The 16,869-nt window shown below is 71.1% G+C and carries 21 protein-coding genes and 1 pseudogene; 10 read left to right on the top strand and 12 right to left on the bottom strand.

Annotated features, from left to right (window positions below; all coding sequences use genetic code 11):
• Positions 1–165: 165 nt before the first annotated feature.
• Positions 166–522: a VOC family protein gene (locus Acy02nite_RS37520; RefSeq protein ID WP_203752435.1), complete on the bottom strand. Its 357-nt coding sequence runs from the start codon at positions 520–522 to the stop codon at positions 166–168.
• Between the two features lie 54 nt (positions 523–576).
• On the opposite strand from Acy02nite_RS37520, the gene Acy02nite_RS37525 reads away from it, so the two are divergent.
• Both Acy02nite_RS37525 and Acy02nite_RS37530 read left to right on the top strand, forming a co-directional pair.
• Positions 577–1,488, top strand: a complete 912-nt coding sequence (locus Acy02nite_RS37525) for a helix-turn-helix transcriptional regulator (RefSeq protein ID WP_203752438.1) — start codon at positions 577–579, stop codon at positions 1,486–1,488.
• A 130-nt stretch (positions 1,489–1,618) separates the two neighbouring features.
• Positions 1,619–2,494: a hypothetical protein gene (locus tag Acy02nite_RS37530; protein ID WP_203752441.1), complete on the top strand. Its 876-nt coding sequence runs from the start codon at positions 1,619–1,621 to the stop codon at positions 2,492–2,494.
• On the opposite strand, the gene Acy02nite_RS37535 is transcribed toward Acy02nite_RS37530, so the two are convergent.
• Positions 2,469–3,356 carry a LysR family transcriptional regulator gene (locus tag Acy02nite_RS37535; RefSeq protein ID WP_203752444.1) on the bottom strand — a complete coding sequence of 296 codons (888 nt, stop codon included), beginning with the start codon at positions 3,354–3,356 and terminating at the stop codon, positions 2,469–2,471. The genes Acy02nite_RS37530 and Acy02nite_RS37535 overlap by 26 nt on opposite strands.
• 72 nt (positions 3,357–3,428) lie before the next feature.
• Between Acy02nite_RS37535 and Acy02nite_RS37540 the strand changes: the two genes are divergently transcribed.
• Positions 3,429–4,343: a DMT family transporter gene (locus Acy02nite_RS37540; protein ID WP_239175550.1), complete on the top strand. Its 915-nt coding sequence runs from the start codon at positions 3,429–3,431 to the stop codon at positions 4,341–4,343.
• A gap of 69 nt (positions 4,344–4,412) precedes the next feature.
• On the opposite strand, the gene Acy02nite_RS47340 is transcribed toward Acy02nite_RS37540, so the two are convergent.
• The 3 genes and pseudogenes from Acy02nite_RS47340 to Acy02nite_RS37555 form a co-directional block, all read right to left on the bottom strand.
• Complete coding sequence (locus Acy02nite_RS47340; protein WP_264653413.1) at positions 4,413–4,895, bottom strand: poly-gamma-glutamate hydrolase family protein; 483 nt, start codon at positions 4,893–4,895, stop codon at positions 4,413–4,415.
• Positions 4,795–5,217: pseudogene (locus tag Acy02nite_RS47650) on the bottom strand (poly-gamma-glutamate hydrolase family protein); the annotation flags it as partial. The gene Acy02nite_RS47340 and the pseudogene Acy02nite_RS47650, both read right to left, overlap by 101 nt.
• Positions 5,218–5,283: 66 nt before the next feature.
• The gene (locus Acy02nite_RS37555; RefSeq protein ID WP_203752450.1) at positions 5,284–5,658 is read right to left on the bottom strand and encodes a MarR family winged helix-turn-helix transcriptional regulator; all 375 of its coding nucleotides are present in this window, start codon (positions 5,656–5,658) and stop codon (positions 5,284–5,286) included.
• Between the two features lie 122 nt (positions 5,659–5,780).
• Between Acy02nite_RS37555 and Acy02nite_RS37560 the strand changes: the two genes are divergently transcribed.
• The gene (locus tag Acy02nite_RS37560) at positions 5,781–6,191 is read left to right on the top strand and encodes an ester cyclase (RefSeq protein WP_203752453.1); all 411 of its coding nucleotides are present in this window, start codon (positions 5,781–5,783) and stop codon (positions 6,189–6,191) included.
• Positions 6,192–6,215: 24 nt separating this feature from the next.
• Here Acy02nite_RS37560 and Acy02nite_RS37565 read toward each other — a convergent pair whose 3' ends face one another.
• Both Acy02nite_RS37565 and fliQ read right to left on the bottom strand, forming a co-directional pair.
• Entirely contained in the window at positions 6,216–6,755 is a 540-nt protein-coding gene (locus tag Acy02nite_RS37565) for an RNA ligase 1 family protein (RefSeq protein WP_203752456.1), read from the bottom strand.
• 128 nt (positions 6,756–6,883) lie between these two features.
• Complete coding sequence (gene fliQ, locus Acy02nite_RS37570) at positions 6,884–7,153, bottom strand: flagellar biosynthesis protein FliQ (protein WP_203752459.1); 270 nt, start codon at positions 7,151–7,153, stop codon at positions 6,884–6,886.
• A gap of 144 nt (positions 7,154–7,297) precedes the next feature.
• Here fliQ and Acy02nite_RS37575 point away from each other — a divergent pair, with 144 nt between their 5' ends.
• Both Acy02nite_RS37575 and Acy02nite_RS37580 read left to right on the top strand, forming a co-directional pair.
• Positions 7,298–7,717 carry a nitroreductase family deazaflavin-dependent oxidoreductase gene (locus Acy02nite_RS37575; RefSeq protein ID WP_203752462.1) on the top strand — a complete coding sequence of 140 codons (420 nt, stop codon included), beginning with the start codon at positions 7,298–7,300 and terminating at the stop codon, positions 7,715–7,717.
• A gap of 54 nt (positions 7,718–7,771) precedes the next feature.
• Positions 7,772–8,710 (top strand): TIGR03557 family F420-dependent LLM class oxidoreductase, encoded by a 939-nt coding sequence (locus Acy02nite_RS37580; RefSeq protein WP_203752465.1) that lies wholly within the window; start codon positions 7,772–7,774, stop codon positions 8,708–8,710.
• On the opposite strand, the gene Acy02nite_RS37585 is transcribed toward Acy02nite_RS37580, so the two are convergent.
• Positions 8,711–9,907 (bottom strand): cytochrome P450, encoded by a 1,197-nt coding sequence (locus Acy02nite_RS37585; RefSeq protein WP_203752468.1) that lies wholly within the window; start codon positions 9,905–9,907, stop codon positions 8,711–8,713.
• 102 nt (positions 9,908–10,009) lie between these two features.
• Here Acy02nite_RS37585 and Acy02nite_RS37590 point away from each other — a divergent pair, with 102 nt between their 5' ends.
• Positions 10,010–11,176: an FIST signal transduction protein gene (locus Acy02nite_RS37590; protein ID WP_203752471.1), complete on the top strand. Its 1,167-nt coding sequence runs from the start codon at positions 10,010–10,012 to the stop codon at positions 11,174–11,176.
• A gap of 4 nt (positions 11,177–11,180) precedes the next feature.
• Positions 11,181–12,599: a GGDEF domain-containing protein gene (locus Acy02nite_RS37595; RefSeq protein ID WP_203752474.1), complete on the top strand. Its 1,419-nt coding sequence runs from the start codon at positions 11,181–11,183 to the stop codon at positions 12,597–12,599.
• 6 nt (positions 12,600–12,605) lie between these two features.
• Here Acy02nite_RS37595 and Acy02nite_RS37600 read toward each other — a convergent pair whose 3' ends face one another.
• Positions 12,606–12,995, bottom strand: coding sequence for a hypothetical protein (locus tag Acy02nite_RS37600; RefSeq protein ID WP_203752477.1), 390 nt, complete (start codon positions 12,993–12,995; stop codon positions 12,606–12,608).
• A 48-nt stretch (positions 12,996–13,043) separates the two neighbouring features.
• Positions 13,044–13,862, bottom strand: coding sequence for an NADP-dependent oxidoreductase (locus Acy02nite_RS37605; RefSeq protein ID WP_203752667.1), 819 nt, complete (start codon positions 13,860–13,862; stop codon positions 13,044–13,046).
• Between the two features lie 84 nt (positions 13,863–13,946).
• On the opposite strand from Acy02nite_RS37605, the gene Acy02nite_RS37610 reads away from it, so the two are divergent.
• Positions 13,947–14,867, top strand: coding sequence for an AraC family transcriptional regulator (locus Acy02nite_RS37610; RefSeq protein ID WP_203752480.1), 921 nt, complete (start codon positions 13,947–13,949; stop codon positions 14,865–14,867).
• A 55-nt stretch (positions 14,868–14,922) separates the two neighbouring features.
• A complete protein-coding gene (locus Acy02nite_RS37615; protein ID WP_203752483.1) occupies positions 14,923–15,453 on the top strand; it encodes an NADAR family protein in 531 nt (176 codons plus the stop codon).
• Between the two features lie 46 nt (positions 15,454–15,499).
• On the opposite strand, the gene Acy02nite_RS37620 is transcribed toward Acy02nite_RS37615, so the two are convergent.
• On the bottom strand, positions 15,500–15,682 hold the full coding sequence (locus tag Acy02nite_RS37620) for a DUF6966 domain-containing protein (protein ID WP_203752486.1): 183 nt from the start codon (positions 15,680–15,682) through the stop codon (positions 15,500–15,502).
• 499 nt (positions 15,683–16,181) lie between these two features.
• Complete coding sequence (locus Acy02nite_RS37625; protein WP_203752489.1) at positions 16,182–16,730, bottom strand: SMI1/KNR4 family protein; 549 nt, start codon at positions 16,728–16,730, stop codon at positions 16,182–16,184.
• Between the last annotated feature and the right edge of the window lie 139 nt (positions 16,731–16,869).

Below are 16,869 nucleotides of genomic sequence, written 5' to 3' on the forward strand. Positions count from 1 at the left end.
CCCGGACCGATTCGGCAGGGCGGTGGCCCACGTTCCGCCGACGGGAGAGCCCGCGGCGCCGGCGAGCGCGCCGCGCGGGCTTGCCAGGAAGTGTGTGTGAAGCATGCGATTCAGGGGTTTCCGGAGCCCCGGTGGATCGCCATTCCACCGGGGCTCGCCACTGTTTCAGAGACCGAACTTGCGTTTCGCTTCCGGCGTGACCGGGGTGAAGAGGTTGACCAGGGTTCCGTCGGGGTCACGGACCAGCATCGACCGGTTGCCCCACGGCATCGTCGTCGGCGGCATGACCGGCTCGGCCTCGATCGCGTCGACGTCGTCGACCAGGAATTCGAGGATCTTCTCGTCCGGGCGGACGAAGCCGGGGACCGTTGACGCGCCGGCGATGGCCAGCGTCGCCTTCCCGGTGGTGATCTCGGCGAACTCGGGCGTGAAGCTCTGCGCCGGGATGCCGGTGATCTGCTCGTAGAACGCGATGAGGCGGGCGACGTCGCCGGTGACGACTCGGGTGGAGACGAAGTTCATGCCGGCGACGCTAGCCACGATACTGGACAGAATCCGCCCACTATTGTGGCGGACGTGACCCGGCCCACCGCTCGCGTGCTGACCCTGCTGGAGCTGCTGCAGTCCGGCGGGGTGCGCACGCTCGCCGACCTCGCCGAGCGGCTGGGCGTCGACGCCCGGACGGTCCGCCGTTACGTCCAGCACCTCGTCGACCTGGACATTCCCGTCGAGTCGGTGCGGGGGCGCTACGGCGGGTACCGGCTGGCGCGCGGTCACCGGCTGCCGCCGCTGATGTTCGGCGACGACGAGGCCGTGGCCGTTCTGCTCGGGCTGACCGGCCGGTCGGGCACTGCCGCCCAGACCGCGGCGGCCAAGCTGCGCCGCGTCCTGCCCGCCCGGCTCGACGCCCTCCACGACACCCTCGAATCCACCTCGCCGAGCACCGAGGCGCCCGACGGCGCGATCCTTCTGCCGCTGGCGGCCGCGGTCCGCGATCATCAACCGGTCCGCCTCGACGAGAGGACCTTCTTCCCGTACGGCGTCGTCGTGCACCGCGGCCGGTGGTACGTGACCGGTTTCGATCCTGCCGCCGGCGAGCGACGATCGTTCCGGCTGGACCGCATCACCGGAGTCCGTGCGCTGCCCGGCTCGTTCGACCCACCGCCGGCCGGCTACGACGCCGCGGAGAGCCTGCTCATCGGTTTCGCCACGGCCGGCTACCGGCACGAGGTCCGGCTGCGCGTCCGGGCCACCCCGGCCCAGCTCCGCACGCGTCTGCCGGCCAGCCTCGCGGTGATCCGCTCGACGGACGGCCCCTGGCTCCACATCGACATGCGGGTGGAGAGCCTGGACTGGGTGCCGGCGGTGCTCGCCTCCCTGGACCGCCCGTTCGTCATCGAGCACCCGCCCGAGCTGCGCACCCTGGTCGCCGGACTCGCCACGAGACTCGCCGGGTACGCCGCGGGCGACGACAGCGCCGCCGGTTGACCGGGCAGCAAAGCTCGGCTCGGGACGGCAACGGCCGTACCCGATGATCGGGGGTATGGGCACCGGACTGCGGGCGGGAGTCGGCGGGCGTGCGAGCATCGTTGTCTGACCTGCGGTGACGGGAGGGTACATGCGGACGGTGACTCGGCGGATCACGCTGCGGCGGGCCGAGCTCGAAGGATCGGTGTGCGCCGTTCCGGAGGAGCTCGCCGAGGCGCTCGGCGGGCAGGGGCCGGTGATGGTCGTGCTGGAGCACCGGATCAAGGGGGTCACCCCGATGCGGGAGGTCTTCGAGGCCACGCTGGAGCAGGACGTCGAGTGGCAGCTGACCGGGATCGCCTGGCCGACCGGCATTCAGAGCGGCATGTTCGTGACGATCTCGTGGCAGCAGGGCCGGGACGCGGTGGTGATGCGCACCAAGGTGCTGGAGGATCCGCTGCGCATCGACGGGGTCAACTACTACCACGAGTACGATCCGAAGGCCGTGACCAGGGATTTCGACCCGCGTCCGTCGAATCGCGGGCAGGTGCTGAAGGCGATCCGCAAGCTCGGCCGGGTGTTCGACGACGGCAGCGCGGTGTTCCCCGAGGAGTTCCTCGCCAAGCGGGCCGGGCTGGGCCGCGGGCAGAAGGGCGCGTTCCTGTTGAAGAACGCCGTCGACCAGCTGATCCGCGAGGGCTACATCACGCGGGTGGCCGGCAGCGTCGACGCCGCGGGGCATCCGTCATACCCCCTGGTCGACGGGGAGGAGCCGGTCGACCTGCTGTTCTACGCTCCGCTGGTGGACCCGGCGCCGCATCCGAGCGAGCCCGACGACGAGGACGGCGAGCACGCGGACCGGCGCGAGCACTGGGTGAAGGGGTTCGTCCGGAAACTGCCGCCCGGCGCCCAGCCGTCGGAGAAGCAGATGGCCGCCTACCTGCGCGCGGTGGAGAACGATCAGATCGACGAGGACGCGCTGGCGCCCGGCTACACGTTCGTCAAGAAGCACCACCGCCACGGCTGATCTCCCGCAGTGCGTCGAGGACGGCCCGGACGGCGGCCCGGTGCAGTGTCTCGGGGCGGGTGAGCACGTCGACGAAGCGGCCGGCGGGCAGACCGTCGATCGGCCGCAGGACCAGGCGCGGGTCCGGCACGCTGGTGTGGCCGGGCAGCAGCGCCAGCCCCGCGCCGGCCGCGACCATCGACGCGACGACGGTGAACTCGTTGATCCGGTGCACGATGTCGAGCGGACGCCCCGCGGCGGCCGCGATCGCGGTCATCGCCCCGCCGACCGGGAAGCCCTCGTGGGTGCTGATCCACGGCTGCCCGGCCACCTCCGCGGGGGTGAGCCGGGCCTGTGCGGCCAGGGGCGAGTCCGCGGCCATCGCCACGTAGATCGGCTCGTGGATCAACGGCACCACCGTCACCCGGTCGGCGGGCCACGGCGGGTGCTGGGCGAGCCGGTGCGCGACGACCAGGTCGTAGTCCCCGACCAGGCTCGGGAAGTCGGTCTGCGCGACGTCCTCGTCCGAGCACCGCACATTCGCCGCCCGCCGCACCAGCCGCGGGAACCAGGTGAGGGCGGCGCTGTGGAAGGCACAGACGGTGACCGGCGCCGACGGGTCGTCGAGGTAGGCGCCGACGGCCCGGTCCGCCCGGTCGAGAGCGGTCATCACCTCGACCGCGGCGGCCGCCAGGGCGCGACCGGCGGCGGTCAGCACGAGGCGGCGGCCGCTGCGCTCGGTCAGTGGCACCCGCGCCGAGCGCTGCAGCGTGTTCAACTGCTGGGACACCGCTGACGGCGTGATGTGCAGCGCGCGGGCGACGGCGGCCACGCTCCCCCGGTCCCCCAGCTCGCGTAACAGGCGCAGGTGGTGCGGATCCATCAGGCCTCACTACATCGTCGATTCAGCGGCTGGCCTCTTGTCTACCGGATCGGTGTCCCCGACGCTCGGCCTGTGTCGACAACCCGTATCGGTGACCTGCTCCTGCTGGCCGTCGCCATCGTCTGGGGCAGCAGCTACCTGACCGCGAAGACCCTCACGGTCGCCGGCGGCGTGCTCGTCCTGCTCGCCCTCCGGTACCTGATCTCGGCGATCGCGATGCTGCCGCTTCTCGCCCTGCGGCGGCCCACCCGGCCCGAGCTGGGCACCGGCGTGCTGCTGGGCGTCACCCAGGCGTCGGTCCTGCTGATGGAGACGTACGGCGTCGCGCACACCAGCGCCACGAACGCCGGCGTGCTGATCAGCCTGACGATCCTGCTCACGCCGATTCTGGAGGGTCTCGTCTCGCGACGCTGGCTGCCCCGCTCGTTCTTCCTGGCGGCGGCCACGGCGACGCTGGGCGTGATCCTGCTGGTGGCCGGGCCGGGCCTGCGGGCGCCGTCGATCGGGGACGCGTTGATGCTCGGTGCCGCCGTGATCCGGGCGATCCACGTGACGCTGTCGGCGCACCTGACGCGCGACCGCCCGTACAACTCGGGGATCCTGACCGCTCTGCAGACCCTGACCGGGGCGGTGCTGTTCGCGCCGGCGCTGATCGCCGTCCCGTTGTCCTACGGGCCGGGCCAGTGGGCTGCCGTCGCCTACCTGGCGCTGGGCTGCAGCGTCTTCGCGTTCGTGGTGCAACTGTGGGCGATCCGCCGCACGTCGGCCTCCCGCGCGAGCCTGCTGCTCGGCACCGAGCCGGTCTGGGCGGTGCTGTTCGGGGTGCTGCTGGCCGGCGACCACCTGACGCCGGTCGCGGTGGCCGGCATCGCGCTGGTGCTGGCCGGGACGTTCTACGGCCAGCACGTGGAGACCCGGACCCGGTCGTCGGGTTCGGCGGCCGGATCGCCACCGATTGTGGGTGGCGCGCAAGTGAGCCCGGGCTGACCCGGGAGCCGGCCAGGCAGGACGCGCGAGGACCAGCCGGGCCCGGGGTCAGGGCCAGCGGGCTCGTGGTCAGCCGGCGAGGGCCGCCCGGGTCGCGGTGACGAAGTCCGTGAAGGGCTGCAGGACGGTCGATCCGCGGTCCTTGCGGGTGTTGGTGAGGAACATCCGGTCGCGCAGCGGCGTGGTCAGCTCCAGTTGCAGCCCGGCCCCGCGCAGGTTGCGGTTGACGATGTTGCCGGGCTCGTCGCCGTTGAGGTCCGGCGTTCCGGCCGCGTCGCGCACCTGGACGTCGGTGTTCGCGAAAGCCACCCGGAGCGCCGCCACCGCCTTGGCCCTGAGCCCGCTGTCGAGGCCGCCGACCAGCACAGCCGCGGTGGTGGACGGCAGACCCGCCTCGGTGGGTGAGCAACCGTGCAGCGACACCGTCCGGCGGGCTGCCGGCGACCAGCGCCACCGCGACCGGGTCGTCGCAGTGCACCGACGTGACGTGCAACTTGGAGTTTCCGGACGCCTTGATGCCCTCGAACATCCAGTAGTCGTAGACCGGCGCACCGGTCACCGCCCGGCTCGCCGGGTGGTAACCCGCGATCGCGAGGCACAGCTCGGAGGTGCCGGGTTCGATGCCGCCGCCGTGCAGCGCGATGATCGCCGTGTCGGGGAACGCCCCGCTGTCCTCCGCGGCGGCCAGGCGCTGGAACCGGCGGGCGTAGTCCACGCCTTCGCTGAGGGCGGGATCCGCGTACAGCGCGGTGTTCGACGGGTAGACGTCCCCGGCCGCGAGGGCCGGCCGGGCGCCCGCGGTGACCACCGAGGGGATCGCGACCGCCCCGATCGCGGCGAGCACACTACGGCGGTTGAGCGAAGGCATCGACATGATCGAATGATGTCACAGCCGTGAGCGGCCGGGGGCCCACCGGGCCGTGGAGCGCCCGTCCGGGTCTCAGCTCGGCGGCTCGGCCCGGCCGATCCGGTCGGTGACCGAGGTCAGCACGCGCACCAGGGTAGCCAGATCAGCCGGCGGGAGGTCGCCGAAGAGGTCCCGGGCGAAGGCGTCCGCCTCGGTGTCCATCAGTTCCGCGGCGGCCTTGCCCTTGGCGGTCAGCAGCACCAGCACCGCGCGACGGTCGCCGGCGTGCGCGGTGCGGGTGACGAAGCCGTCCCGCTCGAGCGCGTCGACCAGCTTGGTGACGTTGCGCGGGGTGACACCCAGCAGGTCGGCCACCTCCCGCTGCGTGAGCGGGTCGTGGCGGGCCATCGTCCACAGGGCGGTCGCCCGGGTGCGGGTGAGCCCGCGCGCCTCGAGCCCGCGCGCCATGTCCTCCCCCACGGCCACCGACGCGGCGAAAAGACTGTTGAGGGCGTCTCGCGGAGATGATGTACCAGGTTCATCATGTACCATGGTCTCAGATTAGCCGACCGGAGAGGGGAACACCCGACATGACCCCCGAGAAGAACGCCGACCTGTTGCGCCGCGGCTTCGAGCTGGTGCAGGCCGGTGAGCTGGCAGCGAGCGCCGAGCTGCTCACCGAGGATTTCATCGCCAACCTGCCCGGCCTGCCCGAGCCGCTGCACGGCCGGGAGATCTGGACGCTGGGAGTGCAGGCGATGTGGCAGGGTTTTCCCGACCTGCGCATCGAGATCGCCGACATCTTCGGCGCCGGCGACCGGGTCGCGGTGCGGCTGCGCTTCAGCGGCACCCACGACGGCGAGTTCCAGGGCATCCCGGCGACGCACCGGCCGGTCAGCTTCACCAGCGTCGAGATCTACCGCTTCGAGGGCGACCGGATCGCCGAGGAATGGGTCTCCCCCGACATGCTCGGTCTCATGCAGCAGATCACCGCGGCATAGACCCGCCGAGCAGGGACCGCCGAATCAGGCGAAGTCGCGGTGCTTGAGTTTGGCGCGGCGGCCGTCCGGGTGGTGCCAGACGATGCCCTCGTACTGCGGGTGGGCCAGGATCCACTCCCGCAGTCCGTCCAGGTCACGCGGGACGTCGAAGCGCTCGGCCGCGGCGTGCGGCACGAGCTCGTGACCACCCGTACGCTCCGGATTGCCGTTGATCTTCGGGCCGATCAGCTCGTACGTCCCGGGCGTCCACGAGGTGGACCGGGCGACCGCCTCGACGTGGCAGGTCGCGTAGGACGACTGCGCGATCGGTTCCCAGCCGACGGTCTTGCCGGTGTTCTGGTCGGTCATGACCGGGCGGTAACCGGGTGGCCGGGTGCGCCCGGGGCGGACCTCGCGGCGGGCCCACCACACGCCGTCCTCGTCGAGGAGCACGCACGTCCCGTCGTACTTCCTGGTCGCGACGCCCTCGCCGGCCAGCACCCAGGCACACTCGGGGTTGGCGTCGGGCAGCACCCGCTTGCGGTCCTCGGGGTCACGGCGGAACAGCGTCGGTATCTTGCGCATGCCGCGATCCTCGCAGGCCCGTCCAGCCATTTAAAACGCAGCGGGTGCCGGAGACAGAACCAGGTGCGGGCAGAGCACGTCGCGTCGGCGCGAGCCGGCACGGAAGCGAGCTCGCGGGAGGCGGCGGGTCAGCGCAGCAGGTCGGGGACGCGCTCGAACAACTGGGTCGTGAACGTCATCATCTGGTGCAGCATCCAGTTGCCGCAGAACAGCAGGACCGCGCCGATCGCGATCGCCTTCGGCACGAACGAGAGCGTCGCCTCCTGGATCTGCGTCACCGACTGGAAGAGCGAGATCGCGAACCCGACCGCGAGCGCGGTCAGCAGGACGGGCGCGGACAGCTTCGCCGCGATCGTCATGGCCTGCAGTCCCAGCTCAACCACCATGGTGTCGGTCATGCCCTTCCGTTCGGACGATCGCCGGCCGGGACGAGTGCAGCTTGGTTGCCATCCGGTTCGGCCGGCCGGAAATGCTCAGGTCGCGACGGGGCGCGGAAGCGGCCATATCGGGCGAGAGGACCACGATCGTTGTAGGTTGGCGGCATGGTTTCTGCGATCGAACTGCATGGCCCGCCGCACGTCCAGCGATACCTGGAGACCGACGGCGAGGACGGCTTCCACTGGCAGAACGGGACGGAGATCCTGATCCTGTTCACGAAGGGGCGCAAGTCCGGCGAGGAGCGGTCCCACGCGCTGATCTTCCGCGAGCACAACGGGGCGTACCTGGTGGTCGCGTCCAAGGGTGGCGCCGAGGCCCCGCCCGCGTGGTTCGTGAACCTCAGCGCGGACCCGCACGTCGAGGTCCAGATCAAGGGTGACCGTTTCCCCGCCACGGCGCGCGTCGCGACCCCGGACGAGAAGCCGGAGATGTGGGCGAAGATGGTCGAGGTCTGGCCGGACTACGACGAGTACACCAAGAGGACCGACCGGGAGATCCCGGTCGTCGTCCTGGAACGCGACTGATGCCCGCGGCCCGCCGGGACGTTTGACCGGCGGGCCCCCGGGAAGCTCCTCGGCATGCGATTCGGATACAAACTCATGGCCGAGGGCTTCGGTCCCAAGGAACTGATCCGGCAGGCGGTCGCCGCCGAGCAGGCCGGGTTCGACTTCGTCGAGATCAGCGACCACTTCCACCCGTGGCTCGAGGAACAGGGCCATTCGCCGTACGCGTGGAACGTGCTCAGCGCCATCGCCGCGCGCACCGAGCGGCTCGGTCTGGCGACCGGCGTGACCTGCCCGACCGTGCGCTACCACCCGGCGATCATCGCGCAGGCCGCGGCGACGCTCGCGATCATCTCGGACGACCGGTTCACGCTCGGGATCGGTTCCGGCGAACGGTTGAACGAGCACGTCACCGGGCAGGGCTGGCCGAGCGTGTCGGTGCGGCACGAGATGCTGATCGAGGCGCTCGACATCATCAATCTGCTGTGGCAGGGCGGCTACCGGTCGTACCAGGGGAAGTATCTTCAGCTGGATGACGCGCGGGTGTTCGACCTGCCGGAGACGCTGCCGGTGATCGCGGTGGCGGCGGGCGGCAAGAAGGCGGCCGAGCTCGCGTCGACGCACGGCACCGGGCTGTTCGCGACCGAGCCGCGCAAGGATCTCGTCGAGGCGTACACCGGGGGCGGCCCGAAGTACGCGGAGGTCCCGATGGCCTGGGCGCCGACCGTGGAGGCCGCCGCGAAGGAGGCGCACCGGACGTCCCGCTGGTCGTTGAGCGGGTGGAAGGTGATGGCGGAGCTGCCCAACCCGGTCAACTTCGACGCCGCGTCGGAGACGGTGCGGCTCGAGGACGTACAGCAGCAGTTCGTCTGTGGCCCGGACCCGCAGCCCTACCTGGATGCGGTGAAAACCTATGCCGAGGCTGGTTTCGATCACCTGGTCCTGCAGAACGCGGGCCCGGACCCGGACGGCTTCCTGGAGTTCTTCTCCACCACCCTCAAGCCGAAGCTGTGATCAGGACGTGGTGATCGGCAGCGACGAGTAACCGCGCAGCGTCAGCCGATCGCGGCGGACCGGGTTCCCGGCCGGCGCGAGCCCCGGCAGCCGGTTCAGGAGCAGTGGGAACGCGACCTGCGCTTCGAGGCGGGCGAGCGGTGCGCCGAGGCAGTAGTGCGCGCCGCCGCCGAACGAGACCGGCTGGATGTTAGGGCGGTCCGGGTCGAACCGGTGCGGGTCCGGGTACCGCGCCGGGTCCCGGTTCGCCGCGCCGAGCAGCATCGTCATCATGGCCCCGGCGGCGACCTCCACCCCGTCGAGATCCAGCGGGGCGGTCGCGAAGCGTGACGTGAGCTGCACCGGCGAGTCGTACCGCAGGATCTCCTCGACGACGTTCGGCGCCAGTGACGGATCTGTCCGCAACCGATCAGCCTGCTCCGGGTGGTCCATCAGGATCTTCAGGCCGGTGCCGAGCAGGTTCGTGGTCGTCTCGAAGCCGGCGACGAGCAGCAGCACCAGGTTCGCCAGCAGTTCCTCCCCGGTGAGCACGGCGTCGTCGGCGTCGGAGGCCTCGACGAGCGCGCTCGTCAGGTCCTCGCGCGGGGTGTGCCGGCGGTCGGCGATCAGACCTGTGAAGTACGCCTCGAGCTCGCGCCCGGCCTTGTCGGCGCGCCCCATCTCCTCCTCGGTGCTGATCGGCTCCAGCACCACTGTCAGGTCCGCGGCCCGCTGGCGGAACCACCGGCGCTCGCCTTCCGGGATGCCGAGCAGCGCGCAGATCACGCCGATCGGCAGCGGGTACGCGAACGCGCTCATGAAGTCGGCCTCGGCCGGCATCTCGTCGATCAGCTCGCCGGCCTGCGCGGCGATGACCTCCCGCATCGCGGCGACCCGGCGGGCGGTGAACGTCGACGCGGCCGCCCGGCGCACCCGGGAGTGGTCCGGCGGGTTCGTCTGCAGCATGGACAGCACCACCGAGGCGACGCCGCGGTTCTCCCGCCAGGCGGGCCAGAACTGGTCGTAGTCCGACTTGTCCGCCACTCGCAGGCCCGGGTCCCGCAGCAGGCGGCTGACCAGGGCGTGGCTGCTGATGAACCACTGGTTCTCCATCGCCGGGGCGGCCGGCGCGTGCGCGCGGATCACGTCGTAGGCGGGATATGGATCCTCGCGTCCCTCGGGCTGGAAAAGGGAACCGACAGCGGTTTCGTAATCCATCCGGCCATCATGCCCCGTCACTTCAACACCGGAGGAAACCTCAGGACCCGGTAGGTCCGACCGATGCAATGTCCCGGAAGAGGCACGAACGAGGGGGCGATCATGGAGCGTTGGTTCGGGGTGGGGCGCAGCCTGCTGGCGGACCCGGCCGAAGCCGGAACGCAGGCGTGCCGGGAGGCCCTCGGCGGGCGCCGGGCCGGCCTGGTGATCGTCTTCGCGGCGCTGTCGCACTCGACGCCGGCGATGGCGGCCGCGGTGCACGCGGCGGCCGGCGGGGACGTGCTGATGATCGGCTGCTCGACGTCCGGCGAGTTCACCGTCGACGGTCGCGGGTCGGGCGTGGTGGTCAACGCGATCGGCGGGGACGGCTTCCAGGCGTCGGTGCGGGCCGTGCCGTACAACAGCATGGATCTCTACGCGGCCGGCGAGACCGTGGCGTCCGCGCTGGAGGACGTCGACTCCCCGCACCGGGTGCTGCTGATGCTCGGCGACGGGCGCAGCGACGACCAGCAGGAGGTCGTGCGCGGGGCCTACTCGGTGGCGGGAGCGCAGGTGCCGCTGGTCGGCGGGTGCGCGGGCGACGACGTGACGCAGACCGGGACGTACGCGTTCTTCAGCTCCGGCACCGAGGTGCGGGTCCTGAAGAACGCGGTGCTCGGCGCGGCGCTCGGCTCCGAGACGCCGTTCGGGGTCGGCACGGCGCACGGCTGGCACCGCACGGGCGAGCCGATGGTGGTGACCCGCAGCGAGGCCGGCAAGATCTTCGAGCTGGACGGGGAACCCGCGCTCGACGTCTACCTGCGGCGCACCGGTGCGGCGCCGGAACTCGCCACGGACCCGGCCGCGTTCCTGCTGCACGCGACCGTCCGGCCGCTCGGGCTGGCGCGGCGCACCGGTGAGGACATCCGCATCATCTTCGGGTGCGACACGGACCAGCGGTCGATCTCCGGTCTGGCCGAGACGCCCGAGGGCGCGATGGTCTGGTTCATGGAGCAGGACACCGAGGCCGTCGTCGACGCCGCGGCGGACGCCGCCCGCGCCGCCGCCGACGCCCTCGACGGCGTGGCGCCGCTCGGGGTTCTGGTCTTCGACTGCTGCGTACGCCCGATCGCGCTCGGCCAGGACAACACCGACCTGGCCGCCGAGCGGCTCCGGGACGCGCTCAAGCCGATCCCGTTCGGCGGTTTCTACTCCAGCGGCGAGATCGCGCTGAACAAGGGCGCGAAGGGCATGCATCACCTGACCGTCGCCGCGCTCGCGGTGAGCTGACCCCATGACTGCATGGTCGATGCTGCGGCTCGGCGAGTACTTCAGCGCCATCACCCGGGCCGGCGACGAGCCGAGCGCCGCCCGGATCGCCGTCCAGCGCGCCACCGAGGCGACCGACGCGGAGCTGGCCGCCGTGATCTGCGGCGACACCCTGGCCGCCTCCGTCGGGCTGGGCCGCTCCCCCGACCCGGCCCTGTTCGCCGCGGTCCGGCCGGGCACGGAGACGTCGTCGTTCCCCGGTCTCGGGGACACGTTCGTGACCGTGCACGCGCTCGACGGCGCCTACGACGAACGCCTGGTCGTGGCCCGCGCCGGCGAGCCGTTCACGCCCGAGGAGCGCCAGATGCTGCAGGGCATGGCGAAAGTGCTCGGCCTGGCCCTGCGCGGGCTGCGCACGATCGTCGCCGAACGGCAGCTCCGGCTCGAACGGGAACGCGAGGCCGAAGCCCGGCTCGTACTGCTGGAGGCACTCGAACGCCGCGAACGGCTGCTGGAGACGCTGCTGCGCGTGCAGCGGGCGGCGAGCCAGGGCACCCCGCTCGGCGAACTGCTCGACTCGATCACCCTCGAAGCGCGGATGCTGCTCGACGACGGGGTCGCGGCGCTCGTGCTGGACGACGGCGGCGACCCGGCGAAGCTGACCGTGGCCTCGGCCTCCGGCGGCACCACCTCCGGCCGCGACGCGGTGCTGCACGCCGCGCGGCGGGCGATGGACGCGGGCGAGCCGGTCTCCGACGGCATGCTGGCCGCCGCGCCGGTGTACATCGGCGACCGGCTCGCCGGCGGCTTCGTGATCGCCGGGCACGGCGGTGACGTGCGCGAATCCGAACGCCGGGACGTCCTCGCCGCGTTCAGCGAGCAGGCCAGCCTCGCGCTGACCGGCGCGCACACCCAGGCCGCGATGCACGAGGCGCACCACGACCCGCTGACCCGGCTGCCGAACCGCGCGCTGTTCCTGCGACGCGTCGAGCAGGTGCTCGCCGCGAACGGCGGGGCCGCCCTGCTCTACCTCGACCTGGACCTGTTCAAGCAGGTCAACGACACTCTCGGGCACACCGTGGGCGACGAGCTGCTGCGCGGGGTCGCCGATCGCATCCGGGCCTCGGTCCGGGACACCGACATGGCCGCCCGCTTCGGCGGCGACGAGTTCGCGGTGCTCCTGGAGCCGATCGGCGGCCGGGCGGAGGCGTGGGAGATCGCGCAGCGCGTCATCGGCGCGATCGGCGAGCCGTTCGAGATCGCCGGCCGGTCGGTGGTCACCCGGGCCAGCGTTGGCATCGCCTACAGCGAGCCCGGCCGGACCGCGGCGGGACTGCTCGAAGAGGCGGACCTGGCGATGTACCGCGCGAAGAGGACGATGCCGGGCACGTGCCGGGCGTTCGACCCGCGCATGCGCGCCGACCTGCTCCGCACCGCCTGCTGAGACGACTCAATCGTAGCCGACGGAGATCCGCAGCCGGCCCTGGAAGGTGTCCGTGGCGATGTAGATCGAGCCGGGGTCGAACAGCGTCGGCGCCCGGTGCTGCATCCCGGTCAGGCCCATCCGTCGTTCCAGCTCCTCCGGGGACTGCCCGGCGGGTGGCTCGACCAGCAGCTCCCACCAGCAGCCCCCGGAGCCGCAGCCCTTGTCCCGCGAGACGACGGTCGCGCCGGCCGGCACCTCGGGAATCCGCGACTCCGACGGCAGCGCGCCCTCGCCCAGCGCCTTCAGGTAGACGAAGACCGACCCCCACAGGCACGCCCCGACCCCGAAGCCCAGGATCAACCCCACAACCACCTTGCGCGTACGTCGTCCGGCCGTGCCGCGGGTTGCTGTCATCCCGTCACCGTAGGCGCCATGATCAACCGCCAAACACCGCCATCGATCTCACGTCGTGAGGATCGTCTTGCCGCGCAGCAGCCCCGCCTCGGCGTCACGATGGACGTCCGCGAGGCCGGTCAGCGAGCGGACGGCGGCGATGTCGACCTTCACCACACCGGCATCGATCAGTGCGACCAGCCCGGAGAGCTGCCGGACGTCGTTACGGGCCACGAAGTGGATGCCGATCGGGACGGTGACGGACACGAGCGTCCCGCCCAGGGCGACCAGTGCCTCGGCCCCGGACGGTTCGACATGGACCAGGTTGAGGACGGCCTCGAACGTGCCGGCGGGCAACGGAGCCGTCGTGTAGTCGACGATCTCGTCCGCGCCGTGGGCCCGCACCGCCGCGGCGCTGCGCGGTGAGGCGGTGGCCGTGACGTGCGCTCCGGCGTGCTTCGCCAGCTGGACGGCGAATCCACCCACGCCGCCGCCCGCACCGTTGATCAGCACGCGCATTCCGGCGGTGATCCTCGCATGATCGAAGACCGCCTGCCATGCCGTCAACCCGGCGATCGGGATGGCGGCCGCGTGAGCGAGCGGGATCGTTGCCGGGGCCGGAACCAGGTCTGACGCGGGGACTGTCACGAAGTCGGCACCGGCCGCCACGACGCGGCCGATGACGGGAGTGCCGCCGACGGTCCCGGCGACGTCGCCGCACAGTGTGAACGGCAGGTCGATGGGGAACAGCCCCCGACGTACGCCCAGGTCCGAGGGATTGAAAGACGTAGCCGCGACTTCGACCAGAACCTCGCCCACCGCCGGGACGGGCAGGGGGACATCGTCGTCCTGAATCACGTCGGGACCGCCGTACCGGTGAATTCGCATCGCTCGCACGCCACGACGCTATGCGGGGTGGGTGGGACGGACCATGCTTCAAGAGCCCCGTTTCCTGCGCTATCGTCCCGGTCGATGGACGTGCTCAGTGACGTGATCACGGTGATGCGGACCGGCGAGGCGCGCTCCGCCCGGGTCGAGTGGGCTGCGCCGTGGGCCCAGGAGTTCGCACCGGTCCCGGGGGCCGCCGGATTCCAGGTGATCCTGCGCGGCTCCTGCTGGCTGACCAGACCCGGCGCCATGCCGATCGAACTGGCCGCCGGCGACGTGGTGGTGCGGCCACACGGTCGCGGCCACACGCTCGCGGACGACCCGCTGACCGAGCCGGACGGCCCGCCGTGCGATCCACGCTCAGTGGCGCGCCTCGTGGACCGGCCGGTGACCGACCCGGTCACGGTCGTGCTGTGCGGAGCCTACGAGCTCGATGCCGACCGTGCCCATCCACTGCTCACCGGTCTGCCGGAGCTCATCCACCTCCCCGCGTACCTCAGCCGGCATCCCACCGTGCGAGCGACCGCCGACCTGCTGGCCGCGGAGCTGTCCGCCCCGGGCCTCGGCACGGAGGCGATCGTTCCCGCCCTTCTCGACACGCTGCTGTTGCATGTCCTGCGGGCGTACCTGGGCCAGGCGACGGACGGCGGGTGGCCGGCCGCGCTCACCGACCGGCCGATCGCCGCCGCGCTCCGGGCGATGCACCACTCCCCCGCTCACCCCTGGACCGTTGCCGCCCTGGCCGCCGAGGCCGGCCTGTCCCGGACACCGTTCGCCCGGCGTTTCAGCAGTCTGGTCGGCCAGCCACCGCTGACCTATCTGACCTGGTGGCGCCTGACAACCGCGGCGCGCCTGCTGAAGTCCTCGGACGCGCCGCTGGGGACGGTCGCGGCGTCGGTGGGCTACACCTCGGAATTCGCCTTTTCGAACGCCTTCAAACGCCGATTCGGTACGCCGCCGGGCCGTTACCGCCGTTCCCCCGCCGAGCGGAACGAGGCGGCCTGACGCGTGGGGACACGGTCCCGGCTTTGTGTCGTACCCCGGTCGTAGTCTGCCGGCCGTGACCACGTCCGAGGATCGCTTGTACTACTTCTCCGGCTCGGCGGACCGGCCGCCCGGGCAGGGAGCCCACGAGCACGTCGCGGACGCGGCCCACTACACCGAGTTGGCGGGGGTGCGGCACTGGCGACGGATGCTGTCGAACTTCTGGTCAGCGCAGTTCGTGCTGGGCGGGCGTACCTATCGCACCGTCGAGCACGCGTTCCAAGCAGCCAAGATCGCGCTGGTCGCCCCGGAGCCGGCGGAGAGGTTCGCGCTGGAGAGCGGCTCCGAGCTGGCGCACGGCGACGGCGCCACAGCACGCCGGCACCGCAAGCTCGCGCTGCTGGACGACGAGCAACTACGCCGGTGGGATCAGCTCAAGAACGCTGTGATGCGCGACGCCATGCGCGCCAAGTTCAGCCAGCACGAGCCGCTCCGTACAGTGCTGCTGGCGACCCGGGCGGCGCAGCTCTGGCACGGCACCGGACGCGGGCAGCCACCAGCACGCATCCACGACCTAGAAACCATCCGCAATGCGCTGCGCCGTTGAACCGCCCTCTTCGGCCGCGCCGAGAACCGGCTCGTTGCGGCCCGGCTCAGCCCTCACGCAAGTCGGCGAAGAGCTGAGCAGCCATCCTGTAGATCGCGCCCAACGCCTTGCCGGCGTCGCCGTCGTCGGACGGGTAAGAATCGTTGATGCTTCCCATGCCGCCGAACGCCTGCTTCAGGTGCTTGAGGCCATGGATGTCACCGCGCGCAATACGTGTGTGATCACACACCTCAGCCAGTCTGCCCAGTGATCGTCACCGAGCTGGCGGAGGCGCCGCTCCGTCGATTCCAGCGCGGTGAGCAGCGCCGCGAGCCATTGCTGGACAACCGGATTCTCGTACCGGACCACCGTTCCAGCGTACTGATGCAGGTCGATCTTGCTGTGAGGCGGCGCAGCCCACGCTTCCATGCCGGGCCGCGGCGCGACTCACGTGTGCCGGCTGGTGCTCACCGTGGTTTTCGTCCCGAACAACCACGGTGAGCACCAGCCGGCCTTCACTGTCCGGTCTCAGCGAAGGCGGCGGATTCTCAGGCCTCGCGTAGCCGTCGCAGCAGATTCTCATCCGGTGCGGCACGTACCGGGTCCACCGACGGCAGCCGCCGGTGAACCCGCTGACCACGGCTGGCGAAGTCGACCGGAGCGGCGGTCAGATCGCCAGCCGCGCTGGCCACCGGTGCACCCGGCGGTGACTGCCGACCATCGGCGGTCGGATCGCCCCGGCTGGCCACTCAGTCATAGTCGTAGTCACTTTCCGGCCGCAGCGCTTGGACGAAGCTGACGAAATCTGGCGCGAGCACGGTGATCCGATAGTCGACCTCCTGATCGACGTGGACGACACGCGGCTCACCTTCGGGACCGCATTCCCGGTAGTCGAACGCGATCATGTCGTGGCCTGCCGAAGGACAGTCGGCGAAATACACGCCGATCTCCGGATAGCCCCACTCCTCGATGAGAAACCGGCTGCCTGATCGCCCAGCCAGTGAGCACTCCTTCTCCCGGCCAATCCCCATGATCGCGGTGAGGGCGACGTGGTCTTCGGCCCAGGTCGTTCTGCTCGGAGCCGGACAACAGGTGTTGCGCGGCATGCCGCCGTTGCGCACCCGCATCAACGCCACATATGAGGCTGGCAGCCGAAACTCAAGCTCTGCCTCGACCGACACGACCACTTCGTCAGAGGGATACCCGCCACCATAGGTTGCCTCGGCATACTCGCTGTCTTCCCAGAAGCCGTCGAGGTCCAGATCGGGAAAGACGCGTCTGAGTTGCTCGTCGGCCATGCGTCGCCCTTCGTCAGCCACAAACGGCGCTGGAGAAGTCCCCGAGCGCCCACCTGTCAGCGGGGCATTGGCACCCCGCGACTCATTCATGATCCAGTAACGCCGTTCAGCAGATGCCGATCGCCAAGATCCATGACAC

The sequence above is a fragment of the Actinoplanes cyaneus genome (assembly GCF_016862095.1).
GTDB lineage: Bacteria > Actinomycetota > Actinomycetes > Mycobacteriales > Micromonosporaceae > Actinoplanes > Actinoplanes cyaneus.

What these genes read in the sequence shown, in the direction of transcription:
- Acy02nite_RS37520 (WP_203752435.1), bottom strand. Translation starts at nt 522, where the DNA reads ATGAACTTCGTCTCCACCCGAGTCGTCACCGGCGACGTCGCCCGCCTC.
- Acy02nite_RS37530 (WP_203752441.1), top strand. Translation starts at nt 1,619, where the DNA reads ATGCGGACGGTGACTCGGCGGATCACGCTGCGGCGGGCCGAGCTCGAA.
- Acy02nite_RS37535 (WP_203752444.1), bottom strand. Translation starts at nt 3,356, where the DNA reads ATGGATCCGCACCACCTGCGCCTGTTACGCGAGCTGGGGGACCGGGGG.
- Acy02nite_RS37555 (WP_203752450.1), bottom strand. Translation starts at nt 5,658, where the DNA reads ATGGCGCGCGGGCTCGAGGCGCGCGGGCTCACCCGCACCCGGGCGACC.
- Acy02nite_RS37560 (WP_203752453.1), top strand. Translation starts at nt 5,781, where the DNA reads ATGACCCCCGAGAAGAACGCCGACCTGTTGCGCCGCGGCTTCGAGCTG.
- Acy02nite_RS37565 (WP_203752456.1), bottom strand. Translation starts at nt 6,755, where the DNA reads ATGCGCAAGATACCGACGCTGTTCCGCCGTGACCCCGAGGACCGCAAG.
- fliQ (WP_203752459.1), bottom strand. Translation starts at nt 7,153, where the DNA reads ATGACCGACACCATGGTGGTTGAGCTGGGACTGCAGGCCATGACGATC.
- Acy02nite_RS37575 (WP_203752462.1), top strand. Translation starts at nt 7,298, where the DNA reads ATGGTTTCTGCGATCGAACTGCATGGCCCGCCGCACGTCCAGCGATAC.
- Acy02nite_RS37580 (WP_203752465.1), top strand. Translation starts at nt 7,772, where the DNA reads ATGCGATTCGGATACAAACTCATGGCCGAGGGCTTCGGTCCCAAGGAA.
- Acy02nite_RS37585 (WP_203752468.1), bottom strand. Translation starts at nt 9,907, where the DNA reads ATGGATTACGAAACCGCTGTCGGTTCCCTTTTCCAGCCCGAGGGACGC.
- Acy02nite_RS37590 (WP_203752471.1), top strand. Translation starts at nt 10,010, where the DNA reads ATGGAGCGTTGGTTCGGGGTGGGGCGCAGCCTGCTGGCGGACCCGGCC.
- Acy02nite_RS37595 (WP_203752474.1), top strand. Translation starts at nt 11,181, where the DNA reads ATGACTGCATGGTCGATGCTGCGGCTCGGCGAGTACTTCAGCGCCATC.
- Acy02nite_RS37600 (WP_203752477.1), bottom strand. Translation starts at nt 12,995, where the DNA reads ATGACAGCAACCCGCGGCACGGCCGGACGACGTACGCGCAAGGTGGTT.
- Acy02nite_RS37605 (WP_203752667.1), bottom strand. Translation starts at nt 13,862, where the DNA reads ATGCGAATTCACCGGTACGGCGGTCCCGACGTGATTCAGGACGACGAT.
- Acy02nite_RS37610 (WP_203752480.1), top strand. Translation starts at nt 13,947, where the DNA reads ATGGACGTGCTCAGTGACGTGATCACGGTGATGCGGACCGGCGAGGCG.
- Acy02nite_RS37625 (WP_203752489.1), bottom strand. Translation starts at nt 16,730, where the DNA reads ATGGCCGACGAGCAACTCAGACGCGTCTTTCCCGATCTGGACCTCGAC.